Here is an 18,589-nt window from a genome sequence, read left to right on the forward strand (position 1 = left end):
CTCACTGCGGCCGTCCCCCGCGAGTACCTCGGCAGCGCCCGGGCCATGCCCCTCGCGCCCGTTCGCGCCCGTTCGCGCCTGCTCGCGCCTCAGTCGCGTTTGCAGATGCGGTCCAGGAGGTTGGCCGTGGCCCGCTGGACGCGTGGATCCGTGTGGCCCGGCCGGTCGAGCGCCGGGGACCAGGCGAAGGTGCCGGAGGCGAACACCAGGGCGCCGCTGGGGGCGCGGTAGATGGAGGTCTCCTGGTGGCGGAGGGCGCCCGCCCGGTCCTCGTACGGGGAGTGGGCGAGGAGCATGCGGTGGGTGTGCTCGGGCAGGGCGGTGCGCGGGAAGTAGCGGTCGGCCTCCCCCGCGACGAGTCCGGGCAGTTCATCGCCCTCGCCCGCGCCGGTGGCCTCCCACAGCCAGTGCTTGGCGTTCCGCACGATCAGCGGACGGGGCTCCGGGACGTGGCCGAGGTACTGGATGCCGAGCAGCTGCTGTTCCGGCGCTCCCTGGTCGCGCCAGAGGGCGGAGCGGCCGGGCCCGCGGCGCTTGCGGCAGGTCAGCAGGCGGTCGGGGACGCCGGAGGCCGACGGGGAGAGCTCCACCTGCCAGTACATGGTGTTGGCGGAGAGGAAGACGAGGGAGGTGCCGCCGTCCCGGGCCCGCTCGGCGGCGCGGCGCATGGGGATCGTCCAGTACTCGTCGTGGCCGGGGAAGACCAGGCCGCGGTAGCGGCTGGGGTCGACGCGGCCGGCGTGCAGATCGCGGGTGTCGGCGTAGGCGAGGTCGTAGCCGTAGCGCTCGGCCCAGCGGATGAAGTCGTAGGCGTGGCCGACGTGGAGGGGGAGCCCGGCGCCGGCGTAGGGGCGGTCGAAGGAGACGGTGACGGCCGCGTCCTCCTCGCCCAGCAGGCGGCCCTGCTCGTCCCAGGCGTGGTAGAGGCTGGCGCCGGTGTGGCCGTCCTCGGGGTAGAGGTTGTACGCCTGCCAGGTGGTCTCGGGGAGCACCAGCAGCAGGTCCGCGGGGTGGTCGTCGCGGACGGTGAACGGGACGTGGCTGCGGTAGCCGTCGGCGGTGGTGAGGACGGCGACGTAGGCGCCGGTGTTCCAGTAGCCGGGGACGTGGAGCCGCCAGGAGAGCCACCAGTGGTGGCAGGAGACCGTGCGGTCGGCGGTGAGCGGGGTGGGCTGGGCGATCCCGGAGAGCCGCGGGCTGGTGGTGATCTTCGCCGCGCCGTCACCGGCGTAGTGGCCGATGCGGTAGATGTCCACGCTGAACTGCTGGGGCGGGTTGACCTCGATGTGGAAGTCCAGGGCCTCGCCGGGGGCCACCGCGCCGGTGGACACGAATCCCTTGATCTGCCGGCCGACGTCGTCGGCCGTGCGGGGGGAGGAACTGCCGGAGCCGCGGCGGGGCCGCGGGATGCCGGGCTCGTCGAGGGCGACGGCCGGGTCGACGTACCAGGGGACGATGCGGCCCGTGTCGTCGAAGTAGTTCTCGCTGCCGCGGAGCCAGGGCAGCGGGCCCTGTCCGAACGGGTCCGTGACGGCGTGCGCGAGGGCCCCCGACTCCCAGCGCCGGATGTGATCGGTACCCATCGAACGTTCCCCTCCCCGCACCGCGTCCTGCCCGGCCGTGCCCCTCCGTCGCGCCCCTTGCTCACGAGATCCCCGGCGCGGCCGGAGAGCCGGCCATACGTGACAGCACATCACATTCCGCGCGCATTCCGTCACCGCCGTCGCGAATTGCCGTGTTCGATTCTGTGCCGTTCTTCGCCGGCACCGCGCCGCCGGCCCGTCATACGAGGCGTACCGGCTTCTCCGGGCGGACCCCCGCCTCGTTGAGCCAGCCGCGCAGTTCGGTGTCGTCCCCCTCCTCGACGAGGCGCAGCACGGGGCCCCCGAGGTCCGCCGGCCGACTGTCGCCGAACAACAGCACGGGGCCGTCGAGCCAGTCAAGACCGGGGGCCGCCCCGGCGGTGTCCACCGCCGCGCAGCAGATCATGGCCGTCACATGGTCGACCAGCAGTTCCTTTCCGGAACGGGGGACTTGGAGGGGGAAGAGCGGTACGGAGTCCGCCCCGCGGGGCTCCGCGCCGCCGCGCGCGCCGGACCGCTCGCGGTCCCGCTCCTCGCGGCGGATCTCCGCGTCGAGACGGGCGGCCAGCCGCTCGGCCGTCTCCCGGTCGCCGGCGGCCCGTCCGCCGGTGAAGTGGTCCAGGACGCGGGCGAGGGTGGGGCCGAGGGGCGGTCCGGCCGAGGACTCGCCGTGGGGCACCGCGGGAACGGCGGGGGGTACGGGCGCGGCGGCCGCCGCGTCGGCCGCCACCGCGGTCCGCACCCCGCCCGGCTCCCCGGGGGGCACCGCGCGCGCGGCCGCGCCGGCCGGCAGGTGACGGGTTCCCGGGCCGGCCGCGGGCGGGAGTTCGTCGAGGACCCGCTGGAGGCGGGCGGCGTCCAGCCGCCACTTGCGGTCCACGATCTCCTCCGGATACGTCTCCCAGTCGACCGGCGTCCAGCCCGGGCCACGCTCCGCCGGGCCGCCGTGGAACAGCCGCGCCGCCAGCAGCGACGCCGCCTCGTCGACGACCCCCGGCTCCTCCAGCAGGTCGCAGGCCGGGCGCTCGCCCAGCCGGGAGGCGAAGCCCTCGGCGAGCCGGTCGCGCCGGGACAGCTCGGTCAGCGCGGAGACCACCCCGGCGTCGAGCCGGGACGGCCAGCGGCCCATCCGCCAGGCCGGGAGCGCCACCCGGGTCAGCAGCCGGTCCCAGCCCGCGTAGGCGAGGCCGACCTGCTCCTGGGCGACGATCCGCAGGCCGTAGTCGACCGTCTGGGCGCGGGCCGACGCGGCGGCGGCGACCCCGCGCTCCATCTCCGCCGCGTGGGCGCGGCAGGCGCGCAGCAGGGTCCGGGCGGCCCAGCCGGTGACGGCGAGCGCCCGGTGCCGGGCGGCGACGGCCACGGCCGCGTCCAGGCCGCGGACGAAGCGCCGGGCGGCCGCTATGTCGGGCTGCGCCGAGGGACCCGTTCCGGCGACCACGGGGGCGAGCAGGGCCCGCAGTTCGGCCACCCGCATCCACCACAGGAAGGGCGAACCGATGACCAGCTCCGGCGGCTCGGGCGCGGGGCGGCGGAAGAGCCGGTCCCGCCGCCCCCGCGGTCCCGTCCGGTGCGGCGGAAGTCCGTGCCCGGCCGGGCCGCGCGGGGCCGGCCGGCGCGTGAGATGCGCGCGGTCCTCCAGCCAGCTGTCGCAGTCGGGGGTGGTCGCTATGGCGGAGGGCGCGGGCACGCCGAGCCGGTCGGCGAGTTCGCGGACGAGGCGGTAGAGATCCGGGGCGGTCTCCTCCCGGATCGCCACGGTCGGGCTGACGGCGGGCCGGGCCCGCGCGACGACCGCCGCCGTGACCACCGCCGGGAGCAGGACGGTGAGCGCCAGGCCGGTGACCGCCCAGCGGGCGGTGTCCCAGGCCGGGCCGGTCGCCCGGCCGGAGGCCGCCGCGGCGAACAGCACGATCGCGACGGCGGCGGGGAGGAGGGCGGCGGCCGTCGCCGTACCCCGGACGTGGAGGACCGCCAGGGCCCGGGTGCGCGCCACCCTCATTCCGGGCTCCGCACCGGCCGGTTCGGACGCCAACGAAACTCACTCCCTGCTGGTCTGCCGACTGTTCCCCACCCCCACTGTGGCACCGGGCACGGCCACCGCAACGCCGGTGGTCCGGTTGCCGCAACGGGCTCCCGTCCGGTCGGGAACCGGTACGGGGCCGTCTGCGGGCACCCTAAGCGGCGGGGCGGGGGTACGTCAGCAGGACCTCCGGGCGGTCACCCGATGGAATGGCTTTGGTCAGAGCTCATTCGCCAGGGCGTGGTGTACGGGACACTCGCGCGACATCGCGAAGCCCCGGTCCCCGGCCGCGCGCGGGGTGCGGCCGGGGACCGGGGCCCGTGCGGAACCGGCGGGGCCGGAGGGATCGTTGTCAGGCTCCGGCGGCCTCCGCCGCCCCGGCCGCGATGTCCGTACGGTGGTGCGAGCCGTCGAGGCCGATGCGGTCCACGGCGCGGTACGCCCGGTCGCGCGCCGCGGCCAGGTCCGGCCCGGTGGCCGTCACCGACAGGACGCGCCCGCCCGCGCTGAGCACCCGCCCGGAGTCGTCGCGCCGGGTGCCCGCGTGGAGCACGTACGCGTGCTCGTCCTCGGCCGCCACCGCGTCCAGGCCCGTGACCGGGTCGCCGGTGCGGGGCGTGCCGGGGTAGTTGTGGGAGGCGACGACGACCGTGACGGCGGCGCCGCCGTCCCAGGTGAGCGGCGGGACGTCGGCGAGGTCGCCGGTGGCCGCCGCCAGCAGCAGCCCGGCGAGGGGGGTGCGCAGCCGGGCCAGCACGACCTGCGTCTCCGGGTCGCCGAAGCGGGCGTTGAACTCGATGACGCGTACGCCGCGCGAGGTGATCGCCAGTCCCGCGTACAGCAGGCCCGAGAACGGCGTGCCGCGGCGGCGGAGTTCGTCCACGGTGGGCTGGAGGACGGTGTCCAGCACCTCGTCGACCAGCTTGGGAGCGGCCCACGGCAGAGGCGAATAGGCGCCCATGCCACCGGTGTTGGGGCCCTCGTCGCCGTCCAGGGCGCGCTTGAAGTCCTGGGCGGGCTGGAGCGGGACGACCGTCCGGCCGTCGGTGACCGCGAAGAGGGAGACCTCTGGGCCGTCCAGGAACTCCTCGATCACCACCCGCTCGCAGCTCAGCGCGTGGGCGCGGGCCGCCTCCAGGTCGTGGGTGACGACGACGCCCTTGCCGGCGGCGAGGCCGTCGTCCTTGACGACGTAGGGGGCGCCGAAGGCGTCCAGCGCGTCGTCGATCTCCTCGGGGGTGGTGCAGACGTGGCTGCGGGCGGTGGGCACGCCGGCGGCCGCCATGACGTCCTTGGCGAACGCCTTGGAGCCCTCCAGCCGCGCCGCCTCCGCGGACGGGCCGAAGGCGGGGATGCCCCGGGCGCGCACGGCGTCGGCGACCCCGGCGACCAGGGGTGCCTCGGGGCCGACGACGACCAGGCCGGCGCCGAGGTCCGCGGCGAGCTCCGCCACGGCCGCGCCGTCGAGGGCGTCGACCGCGTGCAGTTCGGCGACCTCCGCGATGCCGGCGTTGCCGGGGGCGCAGTGGAGCTCGGTGACGTCGGGATCGAGGGAGAGAGAGCGGCACAGGGCGTGTTCGCGGGCGCCGCCGCCGATGACGAGGACCTTCACCCGGCTCAGGGTAGCCGCCGGCGGTGCGGGCCCGCGGAGCCGTCTCACGCCCGGACGCCCGGGCCGTCCGGGCGCGCGGCCGTACACGGGCCCGCCCGGGCCGTCCGGTCGGCTCCGCCGCGGCCTCCGGGGGCGCCGGGATACCGTGCCGGGCAAGGGAGTTGGAGACCTCAGGGGCCTCTCGGGCCCCTTGCGGCGCACGGGGCGCGCCCGTGGACGGCATCGCGGGGACGCGCGGGACGTATCCCGGCTTCGGGTGGCCACCACCCTTTCGAGTGATCGAATCGGGCTCTATACCTGATCACAGGCCCCATCTGTGGGTAAATCGAGCGGTATCGCAGGTGAGCCCCACCATTCGGCGGTATGAAGGGTGGCGCGCAGCAGCCGTCACGCGGTTCTCGCACGTCCCTCGTGTTCTGCCGGGCACGGGGGGACGGCATCCTTGCGGGCAGACCGCCGACCACAGAGCGACCACAGAGGGAGCACACGGGTGAGCCAGCCGGAAATGCAGCCCGAGGGGCCTCCTCCGAAGGACGGTGGACGGCAGGGCGATCTGCTCGGCCGTCCTCTTCCGCTCGGTGACTGGGGAGAGCCCGCGGAACGGCTCGACGAGCTGTACCGCTGGGTGGAGGAGCGCGCGCTGCGCACCTCCGAGTGGTATCTCGCCGAGCGCGGCTGGAAGCGCCGCGGCGCCAGACTGCTGCGGACCGGCAGCGCCCTGCTGGCCACGGCCGGCTTCTCGCTGCCGCTGCTGGAGCTGACCGGCGCGGTCGGCCACGGCGCGGCCTGGGGCTGCGCCGCGCTGGTCGGTGCCGCCGCGTGTGTGGTCTGCGACCGCTTCTTCGGACTGACCTCCGGCTGGATGCGGAACGTCGCCACGGCGCAGGCGGTGCAGCGCCGGCTGGAGGCGCTGCAGTTCGACTGGGCCTCGGAGAGCATCCGCGAGGTGCTCGGCCCGACGGAGGGCACGGCGAGCGAGGCCGCCGAGCGCTGCCTGTCGGTGCTGCGCCGCTTCTCGGAGGACGTGTCGGAGCTCGTGCGGTTCGAGACGGCGGACTGGATGGTGGAGTTCCGGTCCGGTTCGGCGCCGCTGCTCACCCAGTCGCTGGTGCCCTGGGGCCGGCAGGAGGGCCGTACGGTCACCCGCTTCCAGCTGCCGCCGGGCACCCGGCCCAACATGCCGCGGCAGCGGCCGCCCGAGCCTCCGCGGTAGGAGCCCGGGCCCGGGCGCCGGGGGGCGCGCAGGGCGGGCGGCGCGCCCCCCCGGGCGGGTCTCCGGTCAGCTGAAGACGATCATCGATCCCTGGCTGAGGCTCCGGGTCGCCGCCGCGTTCAGCCCCAGCCACACGTGCCGTTCGCGGGCATACGGGCTGGCGTCCTCGTACGGGACGGTGATCGCCGGCTCCTCCAGGCTGGTGGGGCGGCCCGGCGGCGCGGGGGCCAGCGGGGGGTTGACCGGGTCGATGCCGATCGCCGGGGCGACCGCCTCCAGTTCGCGGAGCAGGCCGTGCGCGGAGCCCAGCGGACCGCCGCCGCCCAGGAGTTCGTCGTTCGAGAGCGGCTGGGTGAAGTCGACGGGAACGTAGGCGCCGGCGTGGTCGTAGTGCCAGACCAGATGCGACTGCTGCGCGGTGGTCTCGAACATCTCCAGCAACTGTTCGTAGTCGCCGCCGAGTTCGTCCACCGGGGTCACCGGCAGTCCGCAGACCTGGAGCATGTAGGCGCGGCGCAGGAAGTGCAGCGCGTCGTAGTCGAAGCCGGCGACGGGGGCGACGTCCCCGCTCAGGCCGGGCATGTAGCCGAACACGGGAACGGGGGGCAGGCTCGCCTCGCGCAGGGCCTTGTCGTAGACCGCGATCTCTTCGGCGAAGGGGTTGTCGGGGCTCTGGCACAGCACATCGACGAGCGGGACGAGCCACAGATCACACGCCACGAGCACTCGCTCTCTGTCCGGGTCGGCACGATGGTCGGATCAGCGTAATGGGCGGGGCCGCCGCGCGGGCGGCGGCACGGGACGGAGCCGGGCGGAACCGCCGGAGGGACCGCCTCCGGCCACCCTGTTGCCCGTTCTGCCCGGTCACGGGAGATCCCAGACCCAGGCGTCGCCGACGGGCCGTCCCGGCTCGCCGAGCAGCCGGTCCAGCGTGGCGCGCAGGGCCGTGTCGTTCGGCTGCCGCTGGAGCACCAGGGCGCCCGCCCGCCAGAAGGCGAGGTCCTCGCGGGCGGCCCGGCGCTCCGCGGGGCCGATGGCGGGCACCCGGCCGCTCCAGCGCACGTCCCACAGCATCTCGCCGGTCGGCCGGGGCACGGCACCGTAGTAGCCGGGCGGGGTGGGCTGCCCCGGGACCCGCGGGCCGGCCGGGCCCATGAAGTAGCCGCCGGGCAGCGGGAAGGCGAAGTCCGCCTCGATCTGCCAGCGCAGCGCGCTCGCCTCACCGGGTGAGGGCAGCGGCACGGGCACCAGGGACTCGCCGGGCTTCACATACGACCGCCACGCGCCGCTCGCCACCACATCCGGCACGGGCGGCCGTTCGGTGGTCTCCAGTGGCGTGGGCGCGATGGGCAGCAGCGCGGCGCAGAGCGCCAGGGCGCCCGCGACCCGGATGAGGACGGCCCGGTCGCGGCCGGCCCGGTCGTCGGACGCGGAAGCGGACGACCGGGCCGCCGCGGCGGCATCCGAGACGGCGGCCCAGCCGAGCGCCAGCAGCATGCCGAGGGGCGGGGCGCACACCATCGCGTACCGGGACTCGATCACCGATTCGAAGAGCGGCAGTCCGTCGAGGAGCCGCCAGGGGCCGGGGACGGTGGCCGCGCCCTCGGTGCCGCCGAGCGAGATGTCCGAGCCGAGGGAGAGGGCCGCCGCGACGAGCACGGTGGCGGCCAGGGCCCTGACCACGGGGCGCCGCCACAGCGCGACCGTGACGACGAGGAACAGCACGGCCAGCGGCCAGCCGTAGAAGGCGTTCTGCTCGGTCGGGTTGAGGGAGAGCCGGTCGGCGGCCGCCGGGTCGCCCGCGAGGGAGCGCTCGGCGAACCCGACGAGCGCGAGCAGCGGATTGCCGGTCGGGCCGTGGAGGATGGCCCCGTAGCTCTGCTCGCCGTAGAACTGCCAGTACAGCGGATACGCCACCAGGGCCAGGCAGACGCCCGCGCCGGTCAGCAGACCCCGCGCCAGCGGCCCGGCCGCGGCACGGGCGGCACGCGGACGCGCACCGGCGTACCCGGCGGCGAAGACCAGCATGCCGGTGACGGCGAGCAGCAGCGCCTCCTCGCCCAGGAAGATCTGCCAGGTCATCAACAGGCCGAGGACCACCCCGTCGTGGAGGACGCGGCGGCCCGTGCACAGCTTGAGCATCCGGTCGATCACCAGCGGCAGAACGAACAGCACGACCAGATTCGCGTGGGCGTTCGCATGGGAGATCATCGGCGGGGCGAAGGCGGCGACGGCACCGCCGAGGACGGCCGCGGTGCGGTTGCCGGTCAGATGCCGCCGGATCAGCCAGTACCAGGCGGTGGCGGTGGCGGCGAGACCACCCGTGAGCACGGCGCCCCAGGTGACCGTGGGCCCCAGGACGGCCGTCAGGGGGGCCAGCGGGACGGAGACGCCGAACATGGCGGTGTTCGCCATCAGGTTCGCCCCGAGCGGATAGTTCTGCAGCGTGGTGAAGAGCGGGCTGTCGCCGCTGAAGACGTGGTGGGCGGTGACCGCGAAGAACCACTCCCACTGGTTCTGGTCCCGCCCGCTGTCGACGAGGTAGCGCCGGCCGGTACCGGCCCACAGACCGGCGTACAGCAGCAGCGAGAAGAGGGCGTAGCCGGCCGGCACGGCGAGCGCGGCGGGGCGCGGCCGCCGCAGTCGGCGGGGGCGGCGTTCCGCGCCGCGCCGCCCGCCGGCGCCGTCCGGACCGGTGCCGGATCCGGGCGCGGGTTCGGGCGCGCGTTCGGGTGCAGCTTCGGGCACGGGCTCGGGCTCGGGCTCGGGCTCGGGCTCGGGCGCGGGCTCGGGCACGGGCGCGGCTTCGGACAGGCTTCCGGCCGGGCCCTCCGGCAGGGTTCCGGACGGTTCTCCGGCCGGGCCCGCGGTGAGGGGCGGGCTTCCGGGGAGACCGCCGGCGGGAGTGTCCGCCGCGCCGCCCTCCGGGGCGTCCGTTCCGGCGCCGTCCGGGGCACCCTCCGGCCCGCCCTTCCCGGCCTCCGCGTCCCGGGTCGCGTACGTCTCGCTCACTACTGGCCTTCTCCCGTCCTGTCGTGCCGCCCGGCGGAGATGACCGGGACGGGGGCGTGGGCGCCGCGGGCCCGGGTGGGCCCGCCGGTGGCGCGGCGGGCCGCGGCGGGCCGGGCGGTCGTCACAGCGGTCCGTATCGGGTCGTGAAGCGGTCGAGCAGTTCCAGCGAATGGTCGTTGTAGCCCGCGATGATGTGCCGGGCGGCCTGCTCGTCGCGGGCGGCGACGGCGTCCGCCAGCTCGCCGTGGCCGCTCCACAGCCGCCCCGCGAGGTCCGTCTCCCGCCGCAGGTACGGCACCGCGAAGACCCAGCTCTGCACCCGGACCCGGTCGAGCATGTCGCGGAGGTACGGATTGCCGACGAGCCGGCCGAGCTCCCGCCAGAAACGCAGGTCGTGCCCGATGAGCACATCCAGGTCACCCGCGCGGGAGGCCCGCACCGCCTCGTCCGCCCGGCGGCGCAGAGAGCGGAGCGCGGCCGGGGTGAGGGCCTCCAGGATCCGCTGCACCGCGTGCCGGAAGATGCCGTCGACGATGAGGGTGCGCGCCTCCACCATGTCGCGGAAGTCCTCCGGGGCGAACCGGTGCACCTGGAAACCGCGATGGTGCTCCAGGTCGACCAGGCCCTGCGCGGCGAGGTCCACCAGCGCCTCGCGCACCGGGGTGGCGGAGACGCCGTACTGCTCGGCGATCTCCTTGACGGCGACGTGCTGCCCGGCGGGCAGGCGGCCGGCCAGTATCTCGTCCCGGAGCGCCTCGGCGATCTGCTGCCGCAGGGTGTTCCGGGTGACTGCCGAGCCGCGGGGGTGACTGCCGCTGCCGGGCATGGGGGCGTTCTCCTTCGCCGTGACACGGGTGCGCTGGTCGCGCGGCCTCCGGGTCACCTTAGGCGACGGCGGGGCACCCGTCTCCGGCGGATTCACCCGTCCCCGCACGTGGGACGGTACGGCCGGACGAACGGGGCCGGCCGTGCGGACACGGCGGGCCCCGTTCGCACCATATGCGCGAAGGCGACCGGCGGCTCCTCGTCGAGAGCCGCCCGCCCTTCCTCGGCCTCCGCGGCGGTTGCACCCATGGATACGGGACGGGGGCGGCTTCCGTTCACCGGGCGGCGAAAAGAATCGCCCGGCGCGCACCGGCGCGGGGTTCCGGAGTGCGCCGGGCGGCGGATGATCCCGTTCCGGTTCCGCCGGTACGCCGCCACGCCGGTACCAGCCGGGCCGTCGGGCCCTCCGTCGTCCGGCGCCGCCCGTACCGCCGCCCGTACCGCCGCCCCTGCCCCGGCACCGCCGCCCGTGCGGCCCGCACCACCTGCGCCGCACGGCACCGCGGCGCCCGGAAGCCATCCGAGTGTCGTGGGGCCGTGCGGGGCCGTGCGGCGGGGCACCCGGAGGCGTCCATCCCGGTGGACAGCGGCCCCCAATATTGACAACATGCTGTCAATGCCGCCGGGCGCCGCGTGCTCCGCGCCGCCACCGGCCGGCCACCACCGATCCCGGACACCGGGGTCCGGACACGGGAGAAGCCATGACCACCACGACCGTGCACCTCGCCGTCTACGACACCCTCGCCGACTGGGAATTCGGCTACGCCACCGCCGTCCTCCGCGAGACCACGTACCACCGCGCTCCCCGCCGCGCGGTCGAGGTCCGGACCGTCTCGCCCGGCGCCGCCGGCCGGCCCGTCACCACCATCGGCGGTGTGCGGCTGCTGCCCGACATGGCGCTGGACGCGCTGCGCCCCGCGGACAGCTCGCTGCTGATCCTGCCGGGGGCGCAACTCTGGGACGCGGGCGAGGAGCTGGCCCCGTTCGCCGCCGCGGCCCGCGCCTTCCTGGACGCCGGCGTCCCGGTGGCCGCCATCTGCGGCGGCACCGCCGGACTCGCCCGTGCGGGCCTGCTCGACGACCGGGACCACACCAGTGCCGTCGCCGAGTACCTGGCCCACCAGCCCGGCTACCGGGGACACGACCGCTACCGCGACGCGGACGCCGTCCGCGACCGCGGGCTGATCACCGCCGGTCCGACCGAGCCCGTGGCCTTCGCCCGCGAGATCGCCGCCGAACTGGACCTCATGGAACCGCACGTCCTGGACGCCTGGTTCCGGCTGTACGCGGCCTCGGACCCGACCGCCTTCCCCGTCCTGATGAGCGCGGCGGAGCGGGCGGCCGCGGACCGCACCGGCCGCGGCGGCGGCGACGGCGACGGCGACCGCGGCAGAGACGGGAGCGGGGACGGTATGGGCGGCGCCGTGAACGGCACGGCTGAGACGCCGCACCCCGGCGCGGAGTCCGGGCCGGGATCCACGCCGGGAGACAGCGCCGCGTGAACGGGCCGCGACGCCGACAGGAGGAGACGGAGAGCCGGCCGGGCACCGGTAAGACGGAAGCCCTGCACAGCGCCGGACACACGGCGGCGCCGGAAGAGCCGCAGGACTCGCGGAGCCCGGAGCGGCCGGACAGGGCCCGCCCGCCCGTCCGTACCGGCTCACCCGCCGAACCCGAACTGCTGTCCCGTACCGCCCTGGCGGCCTTCCGCCTCAACGGGCAGTTCCTCGCGGCGGCCGAGACCATGGCCCGCCCGGCCGGGCTCACCGCCGCCTGGTGGCAGGTGCTGGGCGCGGTGCTCCGCGAACCGCTGCCGGTCGCCGGGATCGCCCGCGCGATGGGCGTCACCCGGCAGAGCGTGCAGCGCGTCGCCGATCTGCTGGCGAGCCGGGGACTCGCCGAGTACCTGCCGAATCCGGCGCACCGGAGGGCCAAACTGCTGTCCCCCACCGAGGAGGGCCGGGCGGCCGTCCAGCGCATCGGCCCGGCGCACGCGCAGTTCGCGCGGCGGCTGGCGGGGGCCCTGGAGCCCGGGGAACTGGAGGAAACGGTACGGGTTCTGGAACGGCTGGTGGACGCGATGGACACAATCGGGGGTCGCTGAGCCCGCAGTCGTCCCGCCATCGGACGTCTCGCCCTATTCTCCCCCTGTGTCGGCAGAGCACCAGGGGGGAAGGGCGCGGGGCTATGGATGAACTGAGGGAGGGCGACCCGCAGCGGATCGGGGCGTACCGGCTGCTGGGCCGGCTGGGCGCGGGCGGCATGGGCCGGGTCTACCTCGCCCGTTCCGACCGGGGGCGCACCGCGGCGGTCAAGCTCGTACGGCGGGAGCTCGCGGCACAGGGCGAGTTCCGGGACCGCTTCCGCCGGGAGGTGCGGGCCGCGCGCCGGGTGGGCGGCCGGTGGACGGCGCCCGTGCTGGACGCGGACACCGAGGCGGCGCTGCCGTGGGTGGCGACCGGGTACATCGCCGGGCCGTCGCTCCAGCGGCTGGTCGGCGAGCACGGTCCGCTACCGGAGCGGTCCGTACGCGTCCTGGCGGCGTCGCTGGCCGCCGCCCTGGAGGACATCCACGCCGCCGGGCTGGTGCACCGGGACCTCAAGCCGTCGAACGTCCTCGTCACCATCGACGGGCCGCGCGTCATCGACTTCGGCATCGCCCGCGCCCTGGAGACCGCCACGGACGGCGGGCCGACCCGCACCGGCGCGATGGTCGGCTCCCCCGGCTTCATGGCGCCCGAACAGGTGCGCGGCGAACGCATCACACCGGCCTGTGACGTCTTCTGCCTCGGCTCGGTACTGGTGCACGCGGCGACGGGGCGGACGCCGTTCGGCGGTGCGGAGAGCGACGTACCGGCGCTGCTGTACCGGATCGCGCGCGAGGAGCCGGACCTCACCGGACTGCCGGACGGCCTGCGGGACTTGGTCACGGACTGCCTGCGCAAGGACCCGGCCGGGCGGCCCGCGCCCGCCGAACTCCGGGAGCGTTCGGGTGCGGACGCGACGCTGGGCGACGGCCGGGCCCTGGAGCCGTGGCTCCCGGGCCGGGTGGTGGCCCAGCTCGGACAGCACGCCGTACGACTGCTGGACGCGGAGGACCCGGCATCGGCCGGCGACCCGGACCCGGCGCCCGAGGCCGCTCCGGCGGCGGACCGTCCCGCGGCCGGCACCGGACACGCGTACGGCGACGGGCACGGCCTGCTGCACGGAGCCGAGCCCGCCCGGGAGGAGCAGGCGCGGGCCCAGGCGCGGGAACGGCTGTACGAGCCGACGCCGGAGCACACCCCGGCCGGCGGACCCGGCACCGGTACCGGCACCGGCCCGTACGGCAACGTGCCGTACGCCAACGGGCCCTACGGCGTGCAGCACGGCGACGGCCGTGCGGACCGGACCGGACGGGAGGGCCGGTGGGACCGGGAGGACCGGGAGGACCGGACCGCACGGGAGCAGCACCACCAGGCGCCGCCCGCCGCGCACCCAGGACACCCCGCGCAGCCAGGGCACCCCGGGCACCCCGGCACCGCACACTTCCCGCCTCCGCCGCCCCCGGGGTCCGCGCCGCCCGCCTCCACGCCGTACTACGGCCCGCCGCCTCCCGGTTCCGGCTACGGCTACGGCACCCGGCAGTACAACACCACGCCGGGTTACCTCCCCCCGTACCGGCCGGACCACGCGGCTCCCGACGGCTCCAGCGGGGCCACCCGGCACTGGCGCATAAGCGCCCTGGTCACGGCCATGGCCCTGGCGGTGGCGGTCATCGGCGGTACGACCGTCTACACCCTGCTCAAGGACGACGGCGCCACCGGCCAGAGCCGTGACCGCGCGGCCGGCCGCCAGGGCGGCGCCCCGGAGAGCCCGAACAGCCCGAACCCGGACACCGACCCCGACGCCGACTCCGCCGCCGACTCCTCGCCGCGCCCCTCGCCCGGTGCCGTGCCCCAGGAGTACCTGGGGACCTGGGAGGCCGCCTTCGGCACGGCCGAGCAGGACGTCCGCCGCTTCACCCTCGTGCAGGGCGGCCCCGGCGACCCGGTCTTCCGGCTGGACGCCGACGGCCCCGGCTACCACTGCGAGTTCAGCGCCCGTCTGCGGGGCGTCGGCCCCCCGGTCGAACTGTCGCCGTCCACCGTGGAGGTCGCCCAGCCCGCCACGGCCTGCCGGCCGGGCCCGGTCACCACCCTGGAACTGGAGCCCGACGGCGGCCTCCGCCGCGTCTTCAGCGAGGGCACCGAGAAACCTCTCGTCTACACGAGGATCGACTGACCCGGGAAGCCGATCGGAGCGGCGCCCCGCCGGCCCGGCCGCGGCCCGCCGCGCGTTGAGGACCCGTCCTGTCCGCAAGGACCCCTAGCGTGACGGCACGGCGCGAGCGGAAGAACCTCGCGGTGAGAGAAGGGCCAAACGATCATGCTGCGAGGTCTCGCCACCGTCAGTTTCTGGGCGGACGACGTCGAAGCGGCGAAGAGCTGGTACAGCGAACTACTGGGCATCAGGCCGTACTTCGAACGCTCGGGTCCGGACGGCGAGCTCGCCTACGCCGAATTCCGCCTCGGCGACTTCCAGGCCGAACTCGGTCTGATCGACCGCCGCTACGCGCCTCCGGCCGCGGCGGCCGACGGCCCGGGCGGCGCCGTCGTCCACTGGCACGTCGACGATGTGGCGGCCGCCGTGGAGCGTCTGCTGTCGCTGGGCGCCACGGAATACCAGCCCGTCACCCCGCGCGGGGAGGGCTTCGTGACGGCCTCCGTGACCGACCCCTTCGGCAACGTCCTGGGCGTCATGTACAACGCGCACTACCTGGACGTCCTGGCACGCATCCCGAGTTTCGAACTCCCGGCACCGGAGTGATGCGGCGGCACGGCGACGGCGTCCCGGCTCGTCACATCGCGCCCCTGAGGTCGTGCACACTGACGCCGGCCTGCCGCAGCACGTTGGCAAGGGTCCCTCTGGGACCGGGCTGCGATGCGGCACCACGCAGACGACGCTTCCCCGACGCAGCACCGTGTGCGAGCCCTTGCCATCCCGACGCGTGAAGCCGAGCCGCTCAAGAGCTTTGATGAGCCGGTCGGAGGAGATCTGAGGAAGGGGAGGTCAGGCGGCTTGCACCGTGACATCGACGTCACCGGACCAGGCATCGGCCTGTCGAGCGGTGATGGCCTCGGCATGCTCCCGGGACACCTCGGCGAAGTACAGCTCCAGGGCTTCCGTGATCATCGCTTTGGCCTCCGCGAGATCCTTGCCCCAGCTTCGTGGTACCGGTCACCGGCTCCAGAGCGTTGTAGCCGCCCTCGTCGGGCGTGTAGTGGATGTGGAAGGTAACGCGCTGATCAGCCATGCGGGCTCTCCCGGAGCAACGTGAGGACGTCGTCTTGATTTTCCGGGCCGCTCTGCCTCGGCCACGCCCTTCGGGGCCGAGGCCGCAGTCCGTGCCGACTCCCCCTGCTGCCCGGCCGGTGCGGCTGCGGAGCGGTCCGGGCAGGCGCGGGGCGGCACCTGCCCGGACCGTCGCCGTTCGCGGGGCCGCCTACGGGCGGCGGGCCGCCGCGTCCTCCCGTTCGTGGCTCCGGCAGTACGGCGTGCCGTCCGGCGGGGTCGTCACGGGCTCGTCGGCGAGGGCGTAGCAGAGCTGCGCGTGCAGCATCTCCGCCTCGGCGACGGAGAGCCGCAGGGCGAGGTCCGTGTCGAACCGGCCGTCCTGCCGCAGCCACAGCGGGACGGCGATCCGGCCGTCCGCCTCCCACACCACCGGCTTGCCGGGCACGCGACTGACGCAGAGACCCTGCGCGGGGCTGGAGTTGTCCGGGGTCCCGGTGCTCATCAGGCCGCCACCCCCGCGCCGGGAGCCGGCCGGCCGTCCGTCCTGCCGTCCGACCCGCCGTCCGCCCCGCCACCCGGGCCTCCGGCGGCCCGTGCGAGGAGCGCCGCCCCGAGGTCGTAGGCCCGAACGGTGTCGGGTCCGACGATGATCCCGTCCATCGCGTACGCGAGCGCGGCCCGGCGCCGCGCCTGGCACCGCTCGTGGGCAGAGGGACCGGGCCCTACGGACCCTGCGGACGCGCCGGTCCGCCGGCCACCGCCGTCCCGGCCCGGCAGCTCCGCGGGCCGGTGGTACGGCCGGTGCTCCGGCCAGGGGTGCGGCCGGAGCCGCCCCAGCCGGTACGGAGGATTGACGGCCCGGACGACGAGCCGCAGGCCGCGCGCCGTGCGGCGGTCGGGCCGTCGGGCGGCGGGTTCTGGAGGCACAGCCGGACAGGGCCGGCGCCGCTTCCCCCTGGCAGGAATGAACAGGGCTGCCCCGCGAACAAGTGTGCTCCGCAGGGTCGACCGGATACGGTGATGCACGCTGACGCTCCTCTGAAGCGTTGGCCATGCCCCGGGGTGCGCCTACACCGCCGGGGCACTTTCATACCCGACAGCAACCATTTGACCACTGACCGGAGTTGAACCGTAGCGCCAAACGGCATTCCGCATCAACATTTATGAGTCACGAAGAATGAGTCGGCATATGACAGTCTCCGGCACGCCGATGCGCCCTTCGTCTCCGAAAGCGGACGGCTCGTCTCACGCCGGTCGATGACGGCTGACAACTGTCAGCCGGCGGATCGGTCCAGCCGGTCGAACTCTCCCGCCCGCGCGCCGAGAAGCAGCGCTCGCACCGCCTGTGGAGCGGCCTTGATGATCACCAAGGGCTCATCGCTCTCCCGGAGCAGCACTTCACCACCGCAGCGGGCGAGTTCGAGGCAGTTGCCGTCCGAATCCTCGGAGAACGAGGACTTGCGCCACCGTATGTCCACTCTTTCCCACACCCTCAGAGTCGCTGTGCCACGTCACGGATGAAGTCCCTCGACCGGTCGGGGCCGAGAGAGCACTGCTCCATGCGGTCCATGACCGCCCGGTAGTTGGTGAGGTGGGTCTCGGAGTGCAGAAATCTCGGCCCGCCGGGAGTATCCGACTGCACCGTATCGAGCAACGCAACAGGTCCGTACACATACAGCGTCGAACTTCCGACACTGGGGAAGCCACCGGCGGCGAACGGTACGACCCGGACCGTCACATGCTCCCGTTCGGACTGCTCCAGCAGATGGCTGAGCTGCGTCCTGGTGACGTTCCGGCCCCCGAACTGCATGCGCAACGCCGCCTCGTGCACGATGAAGACACACTCGGGCGGCTCCGCCCGGTCGAGGACCCGGCTGCGCCCGACGCGGAAGGCCACCCTCCGGTCCAAATCCTCCGGCGTATGTGGCGGTACGGCTTCCCGGAAGACGGCCTGCGCGTAGTCCGGGTGCTGCAGAAGCCCCGGCATATGCGTGAGCTGCACGGAGCGGAATGCCGCCGCGTAGTACTCCAGCTCCGCGAGGTCCAGCACCCCGGCGGGCAACAGGTCACGGTACTCGTCCCACCAGTACGTTCCGCGCTCGCGCGCCATCCCGGCCAGCGCGTCAACGTATTCCTGGTCCGGGCAGGAGTAGTTGGCCGCCCAGACCCGGACCCGGTCCGCGCTGACGCCGAAACGGGCGGACTCGGTGTTGCTGATCGTCGTCTTGTCCACGCGGTGCAGAGCGGCTGCCTCGGTGAGCGTCAGCCCCACCCGTTCGCGCATCTTGCGCAACTCCGCCCCGAGCCGCCGCTGCCGCTCGGTCGACGGCTTCCTGACCGGCATCAGCCGCTCCCCTCGCCACCCAAGGCACCGTCCGGCCGGTGCTCACGACACCGGCCAACGTACTGACAAGCCCTCGACCTTCGCACGTGGCCGCACCCACGGCCCGATGCAACATCCGTCCGGAAGAGACGTCCCGCACCACTGGACACCCCCGTATCCCGTCTCACGCCGAGAACCCCTCGGCGCCGCCACTCACACCAAATCCTCCAGGGGGCAAGGGGGTTGACTCGAAGCCGCGGCAACTGGTATTCGGCCCTCTGCGGTCTCCTCCCTTGGGGCAAGCCTTCCTCTACTCTTCCGCCGCCGGATGTCCCAGAGCCCACTGCCTCCGCGCCCGCTCCGGGAGGTACGGCGGTTGTCCTCCTCCGTAACGAGGCCACGCTGGGCACATATGGCAGGGAAAGCCTCCGATGAAGCCTGCAACGGTGGCGAAGACCTTTGACGCGGCGAGCCCCGTGCTGAGTGCGGCGGGGGCACCGCCCTGCTCAGCCCCCTCCCTTATCCCGAAGAGGTTGCGCGCGTGCGGTAGCCCGGCGACGCAAGGAGCCCTCATCAAGGCGGCGTGCACGTTCGGCGAGCCGCGTGTGCCTCCTGGCAAACCCCGTCCCGCTTGTCAGGGGTCACCGTGCCCGGCGAGGTGGTGGCCACCCCCGCCGTGCCC

At 74.8% G+C, this 18,589-nt stretch carries 14 protein-coding genes and 1 pseudogene; 5 read left to right on the plus strand and 10 right to left on the minus strand.

The annotated features are described in order from the left end of the window. Positions 1-89: 89 nt before the first annotated feature. From KBZ10_RS00290 to purD, 3 genes are all read right to left on the minus strand, one after another. Complete coding sequence (locus KBZ10_RS00290; protein WP_210985400.1) at positions 90-1,583, minus strand: N,N-dimethylformamidase beta subunit family domain-containing protein; 1,494 nt, start codon at positions 1,581-1,583, stop codon at positions 90-92. 199 nt (positions 1,584-1,782) lie between these two features. Beyond that, positions 1,783-3,585 carry a hypothetical protein gene (locus KBZ10_RS00295; RefSeq protein ID WP_210985401.1) on the minus strand — a complete coding sequence of 601 codons (1,803 nt, stop codon included), beginning with the start codon at positions 3,583-3,585 and terminating at the stop codon, positions 1,783-1,785. 373 nt (positions 3,586-3,958) lie between these two features. Then, entirely contained in the window at positions 3,959-5,218 is a 1,260-nt protein-coding gene (gene purD, locus KBZ10_RS00300) for a phosphoribosylamine--glycine ligase (protein ID WP_210985402.1), read from the minus strand. 490 nt (positions 5,219-5,708) lie between these two features. Here purD and KBZ10_RS00305 point away from each other — a divergent pair, with 490 nt between their 5' ends. Beyond that, a complete protein-coding gene (locus KBZ10_RS00305; RefSeq protein ID WP_307847089.1) occupies positions 5,709-6,431 on the plus strand; it encodes an SLATT domain-containing protein in 723 nt (240 codons plus the stop codon). A 66-nt stretch (positions 6,432-6,497) separates the two neighbouring features. Here KBZ10_RS00305 and KBZ10_RS00310 read toward each other — a convergent pair whose 3' ends face one another. The 3 genes from KBZ10_RS00310 to KBZ10_RS00320 all read right to left on the minus strand — a co-directional run bounded on the left by KBZ10_RS00310 (position 6,498) and on the right by KBZ10_RS00320 (position 10,269). Next, positions 6,498-7,151 (minus strand): hypothetical protein, encoded by a 654-nt coding sequence (locus KBZ10_RS00310; protein ID WP_210985403.1) that lies wholly within the window; start codon positions 7,149-7,151, stop codon positions 6,498-6,500. 144 nt (positions 7,152-7,295) lie between these two features. After that, on the minus strand, positions 7,296-9,443 hold the full coding sequence (locus tag KBZ10_RS00315; RefSeq protein WP_210985404.1) for a glycosyltransferase family 2 protein: 2,148 nt from the start codon (positions 9,441-9,443) through the stop codon (positions 7,296-7,298). A 121-nt stretch (positions 9,444-9,564) separates the two neighbouring features. Beyond that, entirely contained in the window at positions 9,565-10,269 is a 705-nt protein-coding gene (locus tag KBZ10_RS00320) for a GntR family transcriptional regulator (RefSeq protein ID WP_210985405.1), read from the minus strand. Between the two features lie 700 nt (positions 10,270-10,969). Between KBZ10_RS00320 and KBZ10_RS00325 the strand changes: the two are divergent. The 4 genes and pseudogenes from KBZ10_RS00325 to KBZ10_RS00340 all read left to right on the plus strand — a co-directional run. Then, a pseudogene (locus KBZ10_RS00325) lies at positions 10,970-11,602 on the plus strand (DJ-1/PfpI family protein); the annotation flags it as partial. 344 nt (positions 11,603-11,946) lie between these two features. Continuing rightward, the gene (locus tag KBZ10_RS00330; RefSeq protein WP_247701632.1) at positions 11,947-12,372 is read left to right on the plus strand and encodes a MarR family winged helix-turn-helix transcriptional regulator; all 426 of its coding nucleotides are present in this window, start codon (positions 11,947-11,949) and stop codon (positions 12,370-12,372) included. Positions 12,373-12,455: 83 nt separating this feature from the next. Continuing rightward, on the plus strand, positions 12,456-14,531 hold the full coding sequence (locus KBZ10_RS00335) for a serine/threonine-protein kinase (RefSeq protein WP_210985407.1): 2,076 nt from the start codon (positions 12,456-12,458) through the stop codon (positions 14,529-14,531). Positions 14,532-14,675: 144 nt separating this feature from the next. Continuing rightward, positions 14,676-15,116: a VOC family protein gene (locus KBZ10_RS00340; RefSeq protein ID WP_210985408.1), complete on the plus strand. Its 441-nt coding sequence runs from the start codon at positions 14,676-14,678 to the stop codon at positions 15,114-15,116. A gap of 243 nt (positions 15,117-15,359) precedes the next feature. On the opposite strand, the gene KBZ10_RS29965 is transcribed toward KBZ10_RS00340, so the two are convergent. The 4 genes from KBZ10_RS29965 to KBZ10_RS00360 form a co-directional block, all read right to left on the minus strand. Beyond that, entirely contained in the window at positions 15,360-15,482 is a 123-nt protein-coding gene (locus tag KBZ10_RS29965; protein WP_282107758.1) for a hypothetical protein, read from the minus strand. A 310-nt stretch (positions 15,483-15,792) separates the two neighbouring features. Continuing rightward, positions 15,793-16,086 (minus strand): hypothetical protein, encoded by a 294-nt coding sequence (locus KBZ10_RS00350; protein ID WP_210985409.1) that lies wholly within the window; start codon positions 16,084-16,086, stop codon positions 15,793-15,795. 772 nt (positions 16,087-16,858) lie between these two features. After that, entirely contained in the window at positions 16,859-17,062 is a 204-nt protein-coding gene (locus tag KBZ10_RS00355; protein WP_210985410.1) for a DUF397 domain-containing protein, read from the minus strand. A gap of 14 nt (positions 17,063-17,076) precedes the next feature. After that, on the minus strand, positions 17,077-17,928 hold the full coding sequence (locus KBZ10_RS00360) for a helix-turn-helix transcriptional regulator (RefSeq protein ID WP_210985411.1): 852 nt from the start codon (positions 17,926-17,928) through the stop codon (positions 17,077-17,079). Positions 17,929-18,589 lie beyond the last annotated feature (661 nt).

This window comes from Streptomyces sp. F63 (assembly GCF_018070345.1).
Lineage (GTDB): Bacteria > Actinomycetota > Actinomycetes > Streptomycetales > Streptomycetaceae > Streptomyces.